Genomic DNA, 17,223 nt, shown 5'->3' with positions numbered 1-17,223 from the left:
GAACCGCACCCTCGCCGATCGTAGGTAATCCATCTGCACCCTTCCATGGTTTGCAGGCCATCCGGCCAAGCGCAGATTGTTGCCGGTAAGTCAGGCAGCGGTCCAGCGTTCTAGAACAGACTTCCCTGCGGCGAATCCTTGCGCGGCGGCAACGGCTTCTCGAACCGGCTGCAATCCAGCTTCGGCCAGTGGCTGTTCTGCGCATTGAACCCGAGGCGCTTGCGCGCCAGCTTGAAGCGGTTGCTCAACAGCTCCGCATAGACGCCCTGGCCACGCATGCGCGTGCCGAACTGGCTGTCGTAATCCTTGCCGCCACGCAGCTGCTGGATCGTGCTCATCACATGCGCGGCACGATCCGGATGGTGGGTATCCAGCCAATCGCGGAACAACGGCGCCACTTCCAGCGGCAAGCGCAGCAGCACGTAGCCTGCAGTACTGGCGCCGGCATCATGCGCAGCCTCCAGAACGGCTTCCAGTTCGCTGTCGTTGATCCAGGGAATCACCGGCGCCACCATCACACCGACGGGAATGCCCGCTTCATGCAGGCGCTTCATCGCACGCAGGCGCGCATGTGGTGCCGAGGCACGCGGCTCCAGTTTCGCCGACAGATGCGGATCCAGCGATGTCACCGAGAAATGCACGCTGACCAGGTTCTCCGCCGCCAGTGGTGCGAGCAGATCGATGTCGCGCTCGACCAGCGCGTTCTTGGTGATCAGCGAGAACGGGTGTTTGGTTTCGAGCATCACCTCGATCAGCTGACGGGTCAGCTTGAACTTGCGTTCGATCGGCTGGTACGCGTCGGTGTTGATGCCCAGCGCGATCGGTTGCGGCACGTAGCCCGGCTTCGACAGTTCCTTGCGCAGCAGCTGCGGCGCGTTGGTCTTGGCAAACAGCTTGGTCTCGAAGTCGAGCCCGGGCGACAGGTTCAGATAGGCATGCGAGGGGCGCGCGAAGCAGTACGAGCAGCCGTGCTCGCAGCCTCGATACGGATTCACCGACTGGCTGAAGCCAACGTCCGGCGAGTTGTTGCGGCTGATGATGCTGCGAGCGGTCTCCGCGCGTACTTCGGTGCGCAGGCGCGGGGCGCGGAACTCCTCGCTTTCGTCCACTGCCCAGCCATCGTCCACCGCCTCGCTGACGGTGCTTTCAAAACGCCCCGCAAGATGGGACGTGGAACCCCGGCCCTTGATGGCGGCCTGGGCGTTGCGAGGGGGATGCTGCATGTTGCCCTCCGGCCGTTACGGGGTATTAGTATTATTGCTAACCACAGGCAGCGCAAGCAGCCAGGATTCACGTAGCTGTAGGCGCGGAGGCGCATGGGACCGCACGTTGACCCCAGACTTGTCCACAGGGTTGCGTGGCTTGCGACCGGGCGCGCGCCATCGCCGCGGCAGGCCAGCATGGGCCACGGGTGTCTCAACAGCTGCGATGGGAAGATCGGCTACAGGGACGCACGCCAAGCCGGAATACGGCGACCTGCCGCACGTCCTCCGGCTTCAATCTGCAGGGGAAGTCCCATGCACTGCTACAGCAGTGCCAGGTAGCCCTTCACTGTGGCATCGAGGCCGTCGTATAGCGCCTCGCCGATCAGCGCGTGGCCGATCGAGACCTCCAGCACCTCCGGCACATCGGCCAGGAAGTCACGCAGGTTGTCCTGCGACAGGTCGTGTCCGGCATTCACACCCAGGCCGACGGCCTGTGCACGGCGAGCGGCGGTGGCGAACAGTTCCAGCATGGCCCGGGCGTCGCCGGCAGCATGGGCCTCGGCATACGGGCCGGTGTACAGCTCGACGCGATCGGCACCGACCTCGGCCGCCTGTTCCAATAGCGGGTTGCCGGCATCCACGAACAGGCTCACCCGGCAGCCCATTGCCTTCAACTCGGCGACCAGCGGGCGCAGTCGCTGCGCGTCGCGCTCGAAGTCGAAACCATGGTCGGAGGTGATCTGGCCATCGCCATCGGGAACCAGCGTGGCCTGTGCCGGGCGCGTCTGCGCGCACAGCGGCAGCAGCCCGGGGTAGCCCTCACGCGGCGGCGCGAACGGGTTGCCTTCGATGTTGAACTCGACGCCCCGCGCACGGGTCAGCGCCGACAGTGCCAGCACGTCCTCGGCGGTGATGTGGCGGCGGTCCGGCCGCGGGTGCACGGTGATGCCATGCGCGCCCGCATCCAGGCAGGCCTGGGCGGCACGCACCACGTCCGGTTCGGCACCGCCACGCGAGTTGCGCAGGACGGCGATCTTGTTGACGTTGACGCTGAGCTGGGTCATGGAACGGGACTACGGGGAGTAAGAGGGAGGGTCGCTGCCGTCAGCCGGGGGAACCTTGGCCTGTTCGCGCAGACGCCGCAGTTCATCGCTGTCCACCAGTGTCGCCGGATCACGCTGAAGGTCGCCAAAGCGTGCGACGTAACGGCCGCGCACCCACGCCAGCAGGAAGGCAAGGGCGCCCAGCAGGGCCAGTGACATCAGCCCCATGTTCGGTGTTTTCAGGGCAAAGGCGAAGCAGCCCAGCGCCAGCAGCAGGTACAGCCAGTACATTGTCAGTCTCCCCGGGCCACCGCCGCAGTGTAGCGCTGCCTCACAGCAGCGGCGAGGCCAATCGCGCGAAGGCCTCGGGCAACCGATGCAGCCACAGCGAGCGCCCTGCCTGGTCGTGTACGCGGGTGGCGCGCTCGAACTCGGACTGCAGCAACAGGGACAGTTCCGCCACCCGGCCACGATCGCTGATCATCATCGACAGCTCGAAATTCAGGCGGAAGCTGCGGTGATCGAAGTTGGCGCTGCCGACGATGCAGACATCATCGTCGGCGATGAAGGCCTTGGTATGCAGCATGCGCGGACCGTACTCGTAGATCTTCACTCCCGCATGCAGCAGTTCGTCGAAGTACGAGCGGGCGGCCTGGGTGACGAACCAGGAGTCGCTCATCTTCGGTACCAGCAGGCGCACGTCCAGGCCGCCGAGTGCCGCCGACGTCAGCGCCATCCGCGCCGCCTCGCCAGGTACGAAGTAAGGCGTCACCAGCCAGACCCGCTCACGTGCTTCCTGGATGGCGGCCACATGCAGTCTGTGGATCGTCTCCCATCCCGAATCCGGGCCGGAGACCAGCACCTGCGCGTCGATCGCGCCGTCGCCGCGCAGGGCCATATCGCTCGGCCACAGCCGGGCGATGTCGAACCGCGAGTGATCCTGGCCACTGGCGTACAACCAGTCCTCGGCAAACACCAACTGCAGGCTGCGCACCACGTGCCCGCGCAGGCGCATGTGCAGATCGCGATAGGCATTCGGGTTGCGACTTTCGTCTTCGTCGTCGGTGATATTGATGCCGCCGGTGAACGCCAGCCGGCCATCGACGATCACCAGCTTGCGGTGCGTGCGCAGGTTCAACCAGGGGCGTTTGAACGGCTTCAGCAGCTGCCGCGGATGGAACCAGACCACTTCCGCGCCGGCATCCAGCAGCGGCTGCACGAAGCGCTGGCGCACGGCGGAGGAGCCTACCGCGTCCAGTAGCAGCCGTACCTGCACACCGGCACGGGCCCGTTCCAGCAAGGCATCCCGCAACGCGGTGCCGGCGTGGTCGGGATTGAAGATGTAGTACTCCAGATGCACATGGTCACGGGCCTGCGCCACCGCTTCCAACAGCGCAGCATAGGTGGCCGCGCCGTCGACCAACCAGGTCACTTCGGTGGCGGTGCTTGGCGCCAGCCCAGTCGTCGCCTGCGCGATCTTGGCCAGCTCGGTGCAGTCGGCATCGGGTGGGCAGACATCGCTGTAGTGCTCCATGCCCGAGCGCGCACGACCGCGTCGCAGCCGTTGCCGCTTCACCTTCTGCGGTCCCAGCAGGTAGTAGATGAAGAGGCCGAGGTAGGGCAGCAGCGCCAGCGACAGGATCCAGCTCAGCGTGGCCACCGGCTCGCGCTTCTGCAGCATGATCCAGCCGGTCAGGGCGAGCAGGTACAGCAGATAGGCCACCGCCAGGATCGTTCCCAGGTGGGCGATGCCATCAAGCCAATGGCGCACGGAATCGAAGAGGGCGAGCATCCGCCGATCATAGCGGGGACACGCACCGGTCAGCGGCATTTGTTCCCAGACGCGTTCCCGGCAAGACGCATCCACGCATGGCGTGGATCCACGTGTCGACCAAGATCGACACCTACCAAGCGCAGGCATGTCATTCAAAAAAAGACGCCCCTGTTTCCAGGGGCGTCTGCAGTCGCGTCATGACTGATGTATTGCGGTGTAGCGATTTACTGCTGCACGAAGCCGATCTTCTTCATCTGAGCATTCTTCGCGGCGGCCAGAACCTTGGCCATCACGTCGTACTCCGAATCCGGGCTGGCATCGATCCGCAGTTCCGGCTGGTTGGTCGGGTCACGCTGGACCTCCTGCTCCATCCGCTGCTGCAGTTCGCTTGCGTTGATCGGGCTGTTGTTCCACGAGACCTGGTTGCTGGCGTCGATCTTCAACTCGATCGGCGGCGGCGGTTCGACCAGCTGCGGCGGTGGGTTGAGCACGCGCTGCGGCAGGTCCACGGCGATCGGGTACGTCATGATCGGCGCGGTGACGATGAAGATGATCAGCAGCACCAGCATCACGTCCACGAGGGGCGTGACGTTGATGTCTGCCATGGGGCCTTTGCCACCACCACTACTGAATGCCATGGCTTATTGCCCCTTCTCTTTGGTCGCCACGAAGCCGACGTCCAGCATGCCCTGTTCCTGCGCGATCTTGGTCATCTCGTTGATGACACGCATCTTGGTGGTGCGGTCACCACGCAGGTTCAACGGCGGCTGCGGGGTCTGCTGGGCGGCGGTCGCCAAGCGCGACTCGAGGGTCTGCTTGTTGATCTCTTCGTCGTTCCAGTAGATCGAACCGTCTTCCTTGACTGCCAGGGTGATGGGACCCTTGCGGTCGTTGGTGTCGTCCGGCTTCTGGACCAGGTTGGCCTCCGGCAGATCCACCTTGACCTTGTGGGACATCAGCGGCGCCGTGATGATGAAGATGATCAGCAGCACCAGCATCACGTCCACGAGGGGCGTAACGTTGATGTCGGCCATGGGGCCGCCGCTGTTACCACTACTGAAAGCCATAACGGGCTCCGTCTAGATCTTGGTGACTACGTTCTCGCGGGTACAGCGCGTCGCAATTAGCGGACGCGCGAACCGGTGGCGAAGAAGTCGTGCAGGTCGTGCGCGAAGGTATCGAACTTGCTGATGGTCGCGCTGTTGATCTTGCTGAAGAAGTTGAAGGCGAACACGGCCGGGATCGCGACGAACAGACCGATGGCGGTCATGATCAGTGCTTCACCCACCGGGCCGGCAACGGCGTCGATCGAAGCGGAGCCGGTGGCACCGATCTTGATCAGCGCGCCGTAGATGCCCCACACGGTACCCAGCAGACCGACGAACGGAGCGGTTGCACCGACGGTGGCCAGCAGGGTCATGCCCGACTGCAGCTTGTTGCTTTCGCGGGTCACGGCCTGGCGCAGAGCGCGGTCGACGAACTCCGAACGGCTCAGGTTCTCACCCACGCCGCCGACGGCGCCGCCTTCAGCACGCTGGTGGTGCGCAGCAGCCTGGGCAGCGTCCAGAGCGATCTTCGAGAACGGCTCCGAAGCCGGCTGCTCTTCCATTGCACGGATGGCGTCCTGCGCGTTCGGGGTATCCCAGAACAGGCTGACGACGCGATCAGCGGCGCTCTTCAGGCGGGTAGCACGGAAGATGTTGATGACGGTCCAGTACCAGGACATGGCGGACATGACGACCAGGGTCAGCAGCACGACCCAGGAAACCGCGAAATCACCCGGCTTGGTGGTCATTTCGTGGATCAGATGCTCGAAGCCCATCTGCGACAGGGCGTTGGACGGATTGCCCCCGGCAGCAGCGGCGATGAAAATTTCCTGCAGCATGACGCTTACCTTTGTTGTGTGTGGTGATAAAGGGTGTAGCTAAGCTAAACAATCGAACTGGAGGCGAGGGTGGCCAGGCGGCCACCCGGGCGCATCAGTTCAGCGCAAAGTTGACCGGGACGCGGACGCGGCCAGCAGCCTTCTTACCGCCAGCTTCGGCGGCGTTGAAACGCCACTTGCGGGCAGCTTCCATCGCAGCACGGTCCAGATCGCGGTTACGGCTGGACTTTTCCACCGTGACATTGGTGACGTTGCCCTGGGCATCGACATCAATGATCAGGATCACTTCGCCCTGGATACCAGCGCGGAAGGCGGCCGGCGGATAGCGCGGCGGATTCATGGCCTTCGACGAGATGTCCACGCTGGCCTCGATCGAGGTCGGCGGTGCCGGCGGCGACGGCGGCGACGGCGGGGTGACGATATCGTTCGCGCGCGGTTCCGGCACGTCGACGACCGGCGCCTGCGGCGGCGGCGGGACGGGCGACGGCTTCGGCGGCGACAGATTCTTCACCGGCGGCGGCGGGGTGTCCTGCGGCGGCGGCGGCGGCGGCGGCGGTGGCGGCGGCGGCGGCGCGTCGACGATGGTCACCATGACGTTGCGCTCCTTCTCCGCCACGGCCTTGGGAGCCACGGCAGGAATCAGGAGCATCATGAAGGCGGCCAGATGCAGGGCGATTACAAACGCGATACCGACGATGCGAGGCCAGCTCAGCCCCTTGTCATCGGGTTGTTCGTACCGGTGAACGACTAGTTGTTCCGTCATGCGCCAAGAGCTCAATAGTGGGGCCGGAATCCCGGGGGCGGGATCCCTGATCAGCGGTGCATGACACCGCAGGAACCTCCAAGCTTATACCAATCCTGAGCGCTTGCGCATCAACTGGGCAGGCGTTCAGGCGTTATTCCTACTTACTTCAGGTTGATGATTTTCTTGGCATCCGCCTGGTTCTTCACGCCCTTCGCCAGCGCCTGCTGGGCGGCCTGCTTGGCCTCCGGGACACGACCTTCACTGTGCAAAACGCGTGCCAGATTCAGGTAGGTCTCACCGTCCTTGGAGAGCGGGGCGGCCTTCTGCCACGCGTCGATCGCCTGCGGCACCTGGTCGGAGTAGTAGTAGGACTGGGCCAGTGCCAGGTAGACCTGGTAATCCGGCTTCAGGATGCCCTTCTGCAACCCTTCGTTGATGACCGCGATGACGTCCTTTTCCTTGTTCTCGGTGTTGGCATAGATCGAGTACAGCTGCTTGTACTCGCGCTCTTCGGTGAGCTGACCGCTGCTGCGCAGCTTGTCCATCACCGCGGCGGCCTTCGGCATCTGGTCGGCCTGCATGTACATGTTGGCCAGGTTCAGCTGCGCTTTCTTGTCATTCGGGTTCTTGGCGGCCAGTGCTTCGGCAGCCTGCACGGCCTCACCGGTCTGGCCGGCTTCGGCCAGCGCGGCCATCAGCAGCTGGTTCCAGTTGTCCTTCGGCTCGGCAGCGCCGGCGATGGCCTGCTTCAGCACCGGGATCGCTTCCTGGTAGCGCTCCAGCTGGTACAGCGCCTGGCCCTTGATGATCAGCTCTTCCGGCTTGGTCGACTTGCTCTCGGCGAAGTACTTGTCCAGGGTCGCCAGGCCTTCAGCGGTCTTGTCTTCCTGGATCTGCAGCTGGCCGAGCATCAGCATCGACTGGAAGTGGCCGTTGTTGTCCAGGCCGTTGAACTGCAGCACCTGCTTCAGGTAGGCGATGGCGGCTGCGGTGTCGTCGGTCTGGTAGGCCGCCTGGGAGGCGAGCTGCGCGGCCAGCGACTTGTCGTACTCGTTGGCGCCTTCGTTGGCCAGGATCTCGTCGGCCAGCGTGCGGGTCTCCGGGAACTTTTCCTTGTTGTAGCTGTCAATCATCTTCTGCAGCTTGCTGCCCAGCTTGGCCGACGACTTCGCTGCCGGTTCCTGGCGGGTCGCGTTCGGGAACAGCACTTCGGCCTTGGCCTGCTTGCCGCCACGGTTGCCACGCTCGGACGAACGCGAGGACTGCGCGAACGCATCGGTGACCACGGCGCCGGTCAGGGCAGTGGCGATGAGGACGGAAAGCACAGCTTTGTGGTTACGGAAAATCATCGTTCACCTCGATCGAACCGCCGGTAGCGGCAAAGTCGGACTGTCAGAAAAATCTGAGCCGCCAAACGTATCAGAAACAGATGGCGTGAGAAATCGTTTTATGTGCTGCAATACAGCATGAATCTGCGCACTCAGCCACACTTTGGCCGGCGTCCGGCCGCCTGGGCCTGCTGGTAGACGGGGCCGAGCGCCGGCACATCACGCTGCAACTCCCTGATCCGATTGGCTGGATCGGGATGGGTGGACAACCATTGCGGGCTGCGACCGCCACTGGCGGCCATCATGTTCTGCCACAGATCGACCGCCTGGGCAGGGTTGAATCCGGCCTCGGCCATCAACCGCTGACCGATCACATCGGCCTCGCTCTCCTGGGTGCGTGAGCCGGGCAACAGGAACGCGGTCTGCGCCCCCATCCCGCCGAGCTGGTTGACCGTGCTGGCCGCGCCTTCGCCGCCATACGCGCCCGCGAGTGCCCCGAGCACCGCCAATCCGGTCTGCGCGCCCATCTGCCGGGTGATGCGCTCTTCATGGTGGCGGGCGATCACGTGGCCGATCTCATGGCCGATCACTGCGGCCAGCTGATCCTGGTTCTTGGCGACGCTGAAGATGCCGGTGTTGACCCCGACCTTGCCGCCGGGCAGGGCGAAGGCGTTGGGTTCCTTGTCGACGAACACCGCCGTCTCCCACCGTACGCCACGGTACTGAGTCGGCAGCTGTGCGACGAGCGCATTGACCACGCATTGCACGTAGCCGTTCTGGCGGCCGTCGCTGCTGATCTTCTCTTTCTGCTTGGTTTCGGCGAACGCCTGCGCACCCAGCTGGTCCAGCTGAGCCTGCGACACACCGCCCACCATCTGCCGACGGCCGGTGGGTGACGTGGTGGTCGCGCAGGCGCTGACCAGAGTGGCGATGACGATGGCCAGCAGCAGTTGTTTCATGGACCCACCCCCGTGTTCAGAAGCCCAGTGTGTAATGGGTCTGCTTAATCTTTCGTCAAGCGGACAGCGCCTTACGTTGCCCCGAAAAACACCAGGGCCGCAAGCGCCACGGCATTGTTCAGTGCATGTGCGGTGATCGCGGCCCACAAGGTGCCGGTGCGGCGGTACAGCCAGCAGAACGCAGCGCCCATGCCGCCATAGACCAGCCACAGCTGTGCGATCTCGGCCGGGCCATTGGCGCTGGTACCGGGAATTTCATGGATGAGCGCGAACGCCAGGCTGCTCAAGATCATCCCCAGCCACGGCCGTCCGGCCTGCCACAGACGCCCGAACAGGACACGGCGGAACAGCAGTTCTTCGTAGGCGGGTGCAAGCACCACGGCAAACAACGTCAGGAACAGCGGAAAACGGGCAACCGCGTTCTGCATCAGTTCGAGGTTTGTCGGCACCGGCTCGATGCCCATCTGCTTGGCCACGAAGGCGATACCGTTGCTGCCGATCACGATCGCGCTGGCAACCAGCAGGGTCCAGCCCCAGGTGGAAGGGCGACGGAGTGCGTCCCGCGAACGCTGGCGTTCGGCAGCGTTGGCCGGTCGGCGCCAGAAATACACCAGCAGCGCTGCGCCGCCGGTAGCGACCAGTGCCATCAGGATCTGCCCGAGCGCACCGGGTTGGCCGAGCTGCTGGGCGACCGCTGCCGTATCAGGCATGCCGCCGCCGGATTTGGCGCTGGCATAACCCACCACGATGCCGCGGTAGAGCCCCCAGACCAGACCACTCACCAGGCTCAACCCGAACAGGGTGACGGCGGCGATGCCCAGGTCGATGAAGAAACCCGCCAACGGCGAGGAGGCGCGGGCGGCAGTGGTTGCCGGCGGGACCGGCGGCGGAGCGGAAACCGGGGCGGAAGCGGACATCGATTACCTGCGATCAAGGGACAAAAGCCGGCGCACCTCCCCGCGCGCCGGCCACGATCCGATTGTGTCAGATATCCAGGTTGGCGACCTTCAACGCGTTGTCTTCGATGAAGTCACGACGCGGTTCGACCACATCACCCATCAGGGTACTGAAGATCTGGTCTGCGGCCACCGCATCTTCGATACGCACCTGCAGCAGGCGACGGGTATCGGGATTCACGGTGGTATCCCACAGCTGTTCCGGATTCATTTCACCCAGACCCTTGAATCGCTGGATCTGACGGCCGCGCTTGGCTTCGTCCAGCAGCCAGTTGCGGGCCTGCGCGAACGAGTCGATCTCGATCGACTTGGCGCCACGGGTGATGACCGCGCCTTCGCGGACCAGACCGTGCAGCAGCTGCGCTGCCTGGTGGATGCCGCGCAGTTCGCCGCTTTCCAGCGCGGACAGCGGCAGCACCTGGATGTGCTGTTCGCCCATGTGGCTGCGGGTCACCAGTACGGCAGCCGGACGCTGCTCGTTGGGTTCCTGCAGTTCCAGGGTGAAACGGGCGCTGCCGAGGTTGCCCTGGTTGAGGTGCTTGGCCAGCGCGTCCAGGCCTTCGCCAGGACCTGCATTGCGCAGGTTTTCCAGCTCCAGCGGCATGAAGTCGACCAGCGCTTCGAGCAGGTTGCGATCGTAACGGTGGGTATTGCGGTTGATCGTGTCCTGCGCGGCAGCGTAGGCGAGCAACAGCTTTTCCAGCGCCACGCCATCGATCGGCGGCTCGCCGCTGGCCGGCACCAGCCCGGCATTTTCCACCGCGCTGCTGGCCAGATAGCTGTCCAGTGCCGGATCGTCCTTCAGGTACAGCTCCTGCTTGCCCTGCTTGATCTTGTACAGCGGCGGCAGGCCGATATAGACATAACCGCGCTCGATCAGCTCCGGCATCTGACGGTAGAAGAACGTCAGCAGCAGGGTGCGGATGTGCGCGCCGTCGACGTCGGCGTCGGTCATGATGATGATCTTGTGGTACCGCAGCTTGTCCGGGTTGTACTCGTCGCGACCGATACCGGTGCCCAGCGCGGTGATCAGCGTACCCACCTGGTCGGACGCCAGCATGCGGTCGAAGCGTGCACGTTCCACGTTGAGGATCTTGCCGCGCAGCGGCAGCACGGCCTGGTTCTTGCGGTTGCGGCCCTGCTTGGCCGAACCACCTGCCGAGTCACCCTCGACGATGAACAGTTCGGACAGCGCCGGATCCTTTTCCTGGCAGTCGGCCAGCTTGCCCGGCAGGCCGGCGATATCCAGCGCACCCTTGCGGCGGGTCAGGTCACGCGCCTTGCGCGCCGCTTCGCGGGCACGGGCAGCGTCGACGATCTTGCCGGCGATGGCCTTGGCTTCGTTCGGGTTTTCCTGCAGGAACTCTTCCAGGCGCTGGCCGAAAGCACTTTCCACGGCCGGGCGCACATCCGAGCTGACCAGCTTTTCCTTGGTCTGGCTGGAGAAGCTCGGGTCCGGCACCTTGACCGACAGCACCGCGATCATGCCTTCGCGCATGTCATCGCCGGTCAGGTTGATCTTGGCCTGCTTGGCGATGCCGTTCTGCTCGATGTAGTTGTTGAGCACGCGGGTCAATGCGCCACGGAAGCCGGCCAGGTGGGTACCGCCGTCCTTCTGCGGAATGTTGTTGGTGAAGCAGTACATCGTCTCCTGGTAGGAGTCGGTCCACTGCAGCGCCACTTCCACGGTGATGCCATTGGATTCGCCGGTCACCGAGATCACGTTCGGGTGCAACGGCGTCTTCAACTGCGCCAGATGCTCCACGAAGCTGCGGATGCCGCCCTCGTAATGGAAGTCGTCGCGGCGGCCATCACCACGCTCGTCCACCAGCACGATCTTGACGCCGGAATTGAGGAAGGACAGTTCGCGCAGGCGACGGGCCAGGATGTCGTAGTGGAATTCCACATTGTCGTGGAAAGCCTTTACCGACGGCCAGAAGCGCAGGGTTGTACCGCGCTTGGTGCTGGGACCGACCTGCTTGAGCGGATGCAGTGCTGCGCCGTCGGCGTATTCCTGCTGGTAGTGGAAACCGCCCTGGTAGATATCCAGGACCAGCTTCTGCGACAGCGCGTTGACCACGCTGACACCCACGCCGTGCAGGCCGCCGGAAACCTTGTAGCTGTTGTCGTCGAACTTGCCGCCTGCGTGCAGGACCGTCATCACGACTTCGGCAGCAGACACGTCGCGGTCGAGCTTTTTGCTCATCTGCTCGTGCTTGCCCGTCGGAATGCCGCGACCGTTGTCGGACACGCCTACCGAGCCATCGGCATGGATCGTCACCGAGACGTGATCGGCATGGCCGGCGAGGGCTTCGTCGATTGAGTTGTCGACGACCTCGAACACCATGTGATGCAGGCCGGTGCCGTCATGGACGTCGCCGATGTACATGCCTGGGCGCTTGCGGACAGCCTCCAGGCCTTCCAGGGCCGTAATGCTGTTGGCGTCGTAGTTGCCGTTGTTTGCCGGGGTGTTCTGTTCGTCGGTCATTGCGCTTGCCGTAGGCTCCGCAGGTCGGACACCGCTTTGAGCGATGTGCCGAGAATGAAGGGATAGCAGCCTGAATTATACCAGCCGGGGCTGAGCGGCCTTGCCGTGCCCACTATGGCACAGCCACGATCTGTGCATGTTCCACGTGGAACCGGGTGACGTCGCTCAGGGTCTCCAGTGCCGCAGGCGTTTCTGTTGCGGTGATGAAGATCTGCGCCGGCGCCGCCAACAAGCGGTGCAGTACCCGGCTCTGGTGGGTGCGATCCAGCTCCGAAGCCAGATCGTCCAGCGCGATGACGGGCCACTCGCCGCGCTGCTCGGCGTAATCCTCTGCCTGAGCCAGCAGACAGGCGAGGGCGGTGAGCTTGGCCTGGCCGCGCGAGAGCGCATCGCTGCCTGGAATGGTGTGAAACGCCACGCTCCAGTCTGCGCGGTGCGGGCCCAGCGAGGTGTAACCCGCCTGACGATCGCGTTCGCGCGCCAGCAGCAGTGCATCGGCCAGTGGAACCTCGCTTCGGCGCCAGCCCGGGCTTAGATTCAGGCCCACAATTCCCAGCTGAGGAGCCAATGCCTCGGCCAATGCGATCGTCCGGGACTGCAACCGCTCCAGATAGTGCTGCCGACGACTGGTCAGCGGCTCTCCCGCCTCGGCCAGCTCGTGATCCCAGGTATCGAGCATCCGCGACGGCCCGCCCTGCTTGAGCAGGGCGTTGCGCTGCTTCAGAGCCCGCGAATAGCGCCGCCACAGGGAAAGAAAGTCTGGTTCCACGTGGAACAGGCCCCAATCGAGGAAACGCCGGCGCGGTTCACCACCACCACTCACCAAGGCATGGCTGCCTGGTTCAAAGGTGACCACCGCCAGAGCGGCACACAGGTTTCCGAGCTGAGCGACGTCTTCGCCATCCAGGCGCCCCTTCCACTCCTGCCCACTATGGCGCAGGCCCGCCTTTCGGCGCTGCGCGGGCAGGTCACCGCGTTGTTCGTCCCATTCCACGAAGACTTCCAACGCCTCATGGCCCTGACGCACCAGGCCGTCGCGTACCCGCCCGCGGAAACTCCGCCCATAGGCCATCAGATGCAACGCTTCAAGGACGCTGGTCTTGCCAGCGCCGTTGTCACCGGTCAGCAGATTCACCCCTGGCTGGGGCGATAGCTCCACCGCATCGAATCGACGCAACTGATGGAGGGCAAGACGACGAATCTGCATGGGATGCGACAGACCATCCGCACGTGGCGGTAGAGGGACGGGGAATCACCCAGCTTACTGCATTGGTCAAGCCAGCCGTCAGGGCTGTACGCGGCCCGCGATCAGTGAGCCCTGGCGGTGCCGGAGAACACACGTTTCACGTGATCGGGAGTGTGACTGCCAGCGAAAGACGATAGGACAGCGGCCGAAATCGTTCAAATCCAGCAGCCCGCCCAGGCTCGGGGAGCCCAGATTTCAACAATCCGGCGGCCGTTGTACGCCCACAGGCCTGACGGTGCGCCGCAATGACCGTCAGTACTCCGAAAATTCTTTGAAATCTGCTGACAGCAGCCCTGCCAGGTTCCACAGATTTCAAGAAATTCGAAGCACCCGTTCCACGGCATCCACAGCGGGACTGTATGACTTATACACAAGGTGTGGGCGAACTGTGGATAAAAAAGCCACTTTTCCCTCGCGTCAAAACTATCCACAGGTTCCCCCCCAGGCTTGATGGCCTATATACAGGGGGTTTCAGCCCTATAAAGTTCTTTTAATTCAAAAACATAGCCTACTTTTACATGAAATCTGGCCCTACCATCACCACCAAGCTTTTGATTTATACCCAGATTTAGAAGCTAGGGAGGCCCCGACTTTCCGCGAACGAGGCCTGTGGACAGAGAGGTCAGCACTCAGGGTAGGTCGCTTGATCCAAGCCCGCTCCCTGATCGCGCATCCAAGCGGTCTCAGCATCCCTGAAGGGCTGGAACTCCTCGGCTGGGTCCACCACAGCGCGAATCCCACGCAAGAGCGCGGAAGCCAGGAACGTCTCATCAATCGCAAGCCCGAAGATGCCGGGAAGCTGCGGCAACGATGCTCCACGTGGAACAAAAAAAACGCCCGGGAATTCCCGGGCGTCCATGTGTTCCACGTGGAACGGCGCAGCCGTCAGAGACGCAGCGGCATCACCACGTGACGCGACTTCTCACTGCTCGATTCACGCACCAGCGCCGAGGAGTTGGAGTCGCGAAGCTGGATGATCACTTCTTCGTCGCGCAGGGCGGAGAGGGCATCCAGCAGGTAGTTCACGTTGAAGCCGATGGCCAGATCGCTGACCGTGGTGTCCGCTTCGATTTCTTCCTGGGCCTCTTCCTGCTCCGGGTTGTGCGCGCTGATCTTCAGGTTGCCCGGCGAGACTTCGACGCGGATGCCGCGGTACTTCTCGTTGGACAGGATCGCGGCACGCTGCAGCGAGGCGCGCAGTGCTTCGCGATCAACCTTCACTTCGCGGTCGGCACCGATCGGAATCACTGCCTCGTAATCCGGGAAGCGACCATCGATCAGCTTGGAGGTGAAGGTGACATCGTCGCGCTTGACGCGAACGTGGCTGCGGCCGACTTCCAGCTCGATCTCGCGATCGCCGCTTTCCAGCAGGCGCTGCAGTTCGGTCACACCCTTGCGCGGCACGATGATCTGGCGCTTGGAACCGCTGGGCTTGGCCAGATCGGTTTCGCACAGGGCCAGGCGATGACCATCGGTAGCGACGGTGCGCAGGGCATCGCCGCGCAGGTCGAACAGCAGGCCGTTGAGGTAATAGCGCACATCCTGCTGGGCCATCGCGAACGCAGTGCGCTCGATCAGCTCCTTCAGGGTGGCTTCGCCGATGGCAACGCGCTCGGTGGCTTCCACTTCGTCCACCGACGGGAAGTCGTTGGAGGGCAGGGTGGCCAGGGTGAAGCGGCTGCGACCTGCCTGCACGGTGATCTTGTCACCGGTCTGCGAGACGGTGATCCGGCTGCCATCGGGCAGTGCACGGATGATCTCGAACAGCTTGCGGGCCGGAATGGTGGTTTCGCCGTCCTGGGCATCTTCAACCGCGATCCGCGACACCATCTCCACTTCCAGGTCGGTACCGGTCAGCGACAGCTGGCCGTTCTGCACCTGCACCAGGAAATTGGCCAGAACCGGAAGGGTCTGGCGGCGTTCGACCACGTTGACGACCTGTGCCAACGGCTTGAGAAAGGCTTCGCGCTGCAGTGTGAAACGCATGTGGTTCCGTGCCCCTATGCTTTAAAAAAATGTGGAATAAATCAAAAGCTTGGTGGTGCTGGTAGAGCCAGAATCGCTGGAAAACACAGCTAAGTCTTTGTAAACAAAGGGGTTTCACGCTTCGAAACCCTCTGCATTACCAGCCCCCAAGGGGTGGGGAAAGCTGTGGATAAATTCTCCGCGAAATCCAACGGCATTTTTATCCACACCCTGTCCCGCGCTTGCTACCGGATTCTGCACCGTTTTATGCGGTGACGCCTCATCGGCGTACGTGCATCATTCGCTCAGCTTCCGGATCAGCTTGTCCCAGTCCTCGCGGAGCTTGCCGTCGGCTTCCATCAGGGTGCGGATCTGCCGGCAGGCATGCAGCACCGTGGTGTGATCGCGACCGGCAAAGGCGTCGCCGATTTCGGGCAGGCTGTGTTCGGTCAGTTCCTTGGTCAGCGCCATGGCAACCTGACGCGGACGGGCCAGCGACCGGGTCCGACGCTTGGACAGCAGATCCTTGATCTGCAGCCCGTAGTAGTCGGCAACGGTTTTCTGGATGTTGGGAATGCTGATCGCCTGCTGCTGGGCGCGCAGCAGATCGCGCAGGGTTTCCTGGGCGAATTCGGTGGTGATCGCGCGGCCAGTGAAATTGGCGCGGGCGGTCAGGGTATTCAGCGCGCCCTCGAGGTCGCGCACATTGGAGCGCATCTTCTTGGCGATCAGGAACGCAACGTCATCGGGAATCTCGGCACCACGCTCGCGGGCTTTGGCCAGCACGATCGCAGCGCGGGTCTCGAAGTCCGGCGGCTCGATCGCCACCGACAGGCCCCAGGCAAGACGCGACTTCAGGCGCGCTTCCAGGCCTTCGACTTCGCGCGGATAGCGGTCGCAGGTCAGGATGATCTGCTGCTTGCCATCGAACAACGCGTTGAAGGTGTGGAAGAACTCTTCCTGGGTACGGTCCTTGCCCGCAAAGAACTGGATGTCATCGATCAGCAGCGCGTCGACCTGCTGGAACTGGCGCTTGAACTGATCCATGGTCTTTTCCTGCAAGGCCCGGATCATCGCGCTGAAGAACTGTTCCGAACGCAGGTACAGCACCTTGGCCCCCGGATTGGCCTGACGCATCGCGTTGCCGGCGGCGAACATCAGGTGGGTCTTGCCCAGGCCGGTGCCCCCGTACAGCAGCAGCGGGTTGTGCGCGCGGTCGCCCGGCTTCTGCGCCGCCTGGAATGCCGCGGCCAGGCCCAGCTGGTTGCTGCGGCCTTCGACGAAGTTGGCGAAGGTGTAGTGGTTGTCCAGGTTGCCGGCGAACGGGACCTGCGGCTGCACCGGCGCCTGCGCCGAATGGCTGGAAACCGGCGCGATCTGCGCGTCCACGGGCCGCGGGCGCGAGCCGATTTCAAGAAAAACGTCGCCGAAACCGGCAAAGTGGGTGACCAGCTCGCGGATCCGCGGCAGGTACAGTTCGCGCACCTGATCGACAATGAAGGCATTCGGTGCATACAGCACCAGGCTGTCAGCGCGCAGATCGGCCTGCAGCGGCTTCAACCAGGTGTGAACATCCTCGGGCGGGAACTCCGCCTCGAGTCGCTCGAGACTACGTGACCAGGCATCCAT

16 protein-coding genes are annotated in these 17,223 nt (G+C 63.5%); 1 reads left to right on the top strand and 15 read right to left on the bottom strand.

Features of this window, described 5'->3' with window-relative positions; all coding sequences use genetic code 11:
• Nucleotides 1-110: 110 nt before the first annotated feature.
• From QP457_RS00080 to recF, 13 genes are all read right to left on the bottom strand, one after another.
• Complete coding sequence (locus QP457_RS00080) at nt 111-1,223, bottom strand: PA0069 family radical SAM protein (RefSeq protein ID WP_205404616.1); 1,113 nt, start codon at nt 1,221-1,223, stop codon at nt 111-113.
• Between the two features lie 302 nt (nt 1,224-1,525).
• Entirely contained in the window at nt 1,526-2,269 is a 744-nt protein-coding gene (locus QP457_RS00075; protein ID WP_205404615.1) for a pyridoxine 5'-phosphate synthase, read from the bottom strand.
• 9 nt (nt 2,270-2,278) lie between these two features.
• A complete protein-coding gene (locus QP457_RS00070; RefSeq protein WP_180164757.1) occupies nt 2,279-2,539 on the bottom strand; it encodes a hypothetical protein in 261 nt (86 codons plus the stop codon).
• A 40-nt stretch (nt 2,540-2,579) separates the two neighbouring features.
• Entirely contained in the window at nt 2,580-4,040 is a 1,461-nt protein-coding gene (gene cls, locus QP457_RS00065; protein ID WP_180164759.1) for a cardiolipin synthase, read from the bottom strand.
• Nucleotides 4,041-4,246: 206 nt separating this feature from the next.
• A complete protein-coding gene (locus QP457_RS00060; protein ID WP_004132666.1) occupies nt 4,247-4,660 on the bottom strand; it encodes a biopolymer transporter ExbD in 414 nt (137 codons plus the stop codon).
• 3 nt (nt 4,661-4,663) lie between these two features.
• Complete coding sequence (locus QP457_RS00055; protein ID WP_012509603.1) at nt 4,664-5,089, bottom strand: biopolymer transporter ExbD; 426 nt, start codon at nt 5,087-5,089, stop codon at nt 4,664-4,666.
• A 56-nt stretch (nt 5,090-5,145) separates the two neighbouring features.
• Nucleotides 5,146-5,907 carry a TonB-system energizer ExbB gene (exbB, locus tag QP457_RS00050; protein WP_025875552.1) on the bottom strand — a complete coding sequence of 254 codons (762 nt, stop codon included), beginning with the start codon at nt 5,905-5,907 and terminating at the stop codon, nt 5,146-5,148.
• A gap of 94 nt (nt 5,908-6,001) precedes the next feature.
• The gene (locus QP457_RS00045) at nt 6,002-6,559 is read right to left on the bottom strand and encodes an energy transducer TonB (RefSeq protein WP_180164863.1); all 558 of its coding nucleotides are present in this window, start codon (nt 6,557-6,559) and stop codon (nt 6,002-6,004) included.
• Nucleotides 6,560-6,813: 254 nt separating this feature from the next.
• The gene (locus QP457_RS00040) at nt 6,814-8,001 is read right to left on the bottom strand and encodes a tetratricopeptide repeat protein (RefSeq protein WP_099819422.1); all 1,188 of its coding nucleotides are present in this window, start codon (nt 7,999-8,001) and stop codon (nt 6,814-6,816) included.
• Nucleotides 8,002-8,132: 131 nt separating this feature from the next.
• A complete protein-coding gene (locus QP457_RS00035; protein WP_205404614.1) occupies nt 8,133-8,939 on the bottom strand; it encodes a M48 family metallopeptidase in 807 nt (268 codons plus the stop codon).
• A gap of 71 nt (nt 8,940-9,010) precedes the next feature.
• Nucleotides 9,011-9,856: a CPBP family intramembrane glutamic endopeptidase gene (locus QP457_RS00030; RefSeq protein ID WP_205404613.1), complete on the bottom strand. Its 846-nt coding sequence runs from the start codon at nt 9,854-9,856 to the stop codon at nt 9,011-9,013.
• Between the two features lie 67 nt (nt 9,857-9,923).
• Nucleotides 9,924-12,383: a DNA topoisomerase (ATP-hydrolyzing) subunit B gene (gene gyrB / locus QP457_RS00025; protein WP_180164763.1), complete on the bottom strand. Its 2,460-nt coding sequence runs from the start codon at nt 12,381-12,383 to the stop codon at nt 9,924-9,926.
• 112 nt (nt 12,384-12,495) lie between these two features.
• On the bottom strand, nt 12,496-13,590 hold the full coding sequence (gene recF, locus QP457_RS00020) for a DNA replication/repair protein RecF (RefSeq protein ID WP_205404612.1): 1,095 nt from the start codon (nt 13,588-13,590) through the stop codon (nt 12,496-12,498).
• Nucleotides 13,591-14,272: 682 nt separating this feature from the next.
• Between recF and QP457_RS00015 the strand changes: the two genes are divergently transcribed.
• Nucleotides 14,273-14,542, top strand: a complete 270-nt coding sequence (locus QP457_RS00015; protein WP_205404611.1) for a hypothetical protein — start codon at nt 14,273-14,275, stop codon at nt 14,540-14,542.
• On the opposite strand, the gene dnaN is transcribed toward QP457_RS00015, so the two are convergent.
• On the bottom strand, nt 14,515-15,615 hold the full coding sequence (gene dnaN, locus QP457_RS00010) for a DNA polymerase III subunit beta (RefSeq protein ID WP_005411731.1): 1,101 nt from the start codon (nt 15,613-15,615) through the stop codon (nt 14,515-14,517). The two genes, QP457_RS00015 and dnaN, sit on opposite strands and share 28 nt — an antisense overlap.
• A gap of 276 nt (nt 15,616-15,891) precedes the next feature.
• The gene (gene dnaA, locus QP457_RS00005) at nt 15,892-17,223 is read right to left on the bottom strand and encodes a chromosomal replication initiator protein DnaA (protein WP_089241915.1); all 1,332 of its coding nucleotides are present in this window, start codon (nt 17,221-17,223) and stop codon (nt 15,892-15,894) included.

It is taken from the genome of Stenotrophomonas sp. As-7, from assembly GCF_030291015.1.
GTDB classification, from domain to species: Bacteria; Pseudomonadota; Gammaproteobacteria; order Xanthomonadales; family Xanthomonadaceae; genus Stenotrophomonas; species Stenotrophomonas lactitubi.
Note: the sequence above shows the minus strand (reverse complement) of the source record. Positions and strands in the feature narration are given on the sequence as shown.

Excerpts from the sequence above, each read along its gene's own strand:
- QP457_RS00070 (WP_180164757.1), bottom strand. The coding sequence starts at position 2,539 with ATGTACTGGCTGTACCTGCTGCTGGCGCTGGGCTGCTTCGCCTTTGCC.
- QP457_RS00045 (WP_180164863.1), bottom strand. The coding sequence starts at position 6,559 with ATGATGCTCCTGATTCCTGCCGTGGCTCCCAAGGCCGTGGCGGAGAAG.
- cls (WP_180164759.1), bottom strand. The coding sequence starts at position 4,040 with ATGCTCGCCCTCTTCGATTCCGTGCGCCATTGGCTTGATGGCATCGCC.
- exbB (WP_025875552.1), bottom strand. The coding sequence starts at position 5,907 with ATGCTGCAGGAAATTTTCATCGCCGCTGCTGCCGGGGGCAATCCGTCC.
- QP457_RS00030 (WP_205404613.1), bottom strand. The coding sequence starts at position 9,856 with ATGTCCGCTTCCGCCCCGGTTTCCGCTCCGCCGCCGGTCCCGCCGGCA.
- dnaN (WP_005411731.1), bottom strand. The coding sequence starts at position 15,615 with ATGCGTTTCACACTGCAGCGCGAAGCCTTTCTCAAGCCGTTGGCACAG.
- QP457_RS00075 (WP_205404615.1), bottom strand. The coding sequence starts at position 2,269 with ATGACCCAGCTCAGCGTCAACGTCAACAAGATCGCCGTCCTGCGCAAC.
- dnaA (WP_089241915.1), bottom strand. The coding sequence starts at position 17,223 with ATGGATGCCTGGTCACGTAGTCTCGAGCGACTCGAGGCGGAGTTCCCG.
- QP457_RS00060 (WP_004132666.1), bottom strand. The coding sequence starts at position 4,660 with ATGGCATTCAGTAGTGGTGGTGGCAAAGGCCCCATGGCAGACATCAAC.
- gyrB (WP_180164763.1), bottom strand. The coding sequence starts at position 12,383 with ATGACCGACGAACAGAACACCCCGGCAAACAACGGCAACTACGACGCC.
- QP457_RS00040 (WP_099819422.1), bottom strand. The coding sequence starts at position 8,001 with ATGATTTTCCGTAACCACAAAGCTGTGCTTTCCGTCCTCATCGCCACT.
- QP457_RS00080 (WP_205404616.1), bottom strand. The coding sequence starts at position 1,223 with ATGCAGCATCCCCCTCGCAACGCCCAGGCCGCCATCAAGGGCCGGGGT.
- recF (WP_205404612.1), bottom strand. The coding sequence starts at position 13,590 with ATGCAGATTCGTCGTCTTGCCCTCCATCAGTTGCGTCGATTCGATGCG.
- QP457_RS00055 (WP_012509603.1), bottom strand. The coding sequence starts at position 5,089 with ATGGCTTTCAGTAGTGGTAACAGCGGCGGCCCCATGGCCGACATCAAC.
- QP457_RS00035 (WP_205404614.1), bottom strand. The coding sequence starts at position 8,939 with ATGAAACAACTGCTGCTGGCCATCGTCATCGCCACTCTGGTCAGCGCC.